This window comes from Priestia sp. BR_2 (genome assembly GCF_041954005.1).
Taxonomy (GTDB): domain Bacteria; phylum Bacillota; class Bacilli; order Paenibacillales; family Paenibacillaceae; genus Paenibacillus_AQ; species Paenibacillus_AQ lautus_A.
The window spans coordinates 1-639 of record NZ_JAVFHM010000073.1; the positions used below are offsets into that span (position 1 = coordinate 1).

The window sequence follows — 639 nt, forward strand, 5'->3', positions numbered from 1 at the left end:
AATTAGGTGGTGCTAGTTATGGAAAGAAAACCTGTCCATGTTGCAATGTTTAGTGGTGGAGCTGCTAGTGCATATGTAGCTTACCAAATGGTACAAACTTATGGAAAAGAAAATTGCATTTTATTCTTCACTAATACGTTATGGGAAGATGAAGATAATTACCGTTTTATGGATGAAGTGTCTGACTATATAGGTCTTGAGATTACTGAAAGAATCGATGGAAGAACGCCAGAAGAAGTCTTCTACGATTACCGCTTTTTAGGGAATTCTCGTTTGGCGAAGTGTTCGGAGGAGTTAAAGGTATATCAAACGATAGTCTTCTTAGAAGAGCTTCGCGATAAACATAATCTAGAGCCAATTTTGTATTTTGGAATTGGTCCTCATGAAACTCATCGTTCCGATAATTTAACAGAGTTTTATAAGCATTATCCTTTAGAGCCTATCGAAACACGTTTTCCAATGGTTGATACTTTTCGTGAAGATATTGATGCTAAATCCATTATTGAGAATGAATGGGGTATTAAATTACCTCGTATGTATGAGCTAGGCTTCTCTCACGCTAACTGTGGAGGAAGATGTGTTCGAGGAGGCTTTCAACATTATGCACAATTATATAAAATTTGGCCCGAACGTTACGCG

Annotated in this window: 1 protein-coding gene; it reads left to right on the plus strand. The window is 37.4% G+C overall.

Annotated features, from left to right (window positions below):
- Positions 1-18 precede the first annotated feature (18 nt).
- Positions 19-639 (plus strand): hypothetical protein (locus RB298_RS02075; RefSeq protein ID WP_486045482.1); only part of this gene is annotated, 621 nt, incomplete at its 3' end.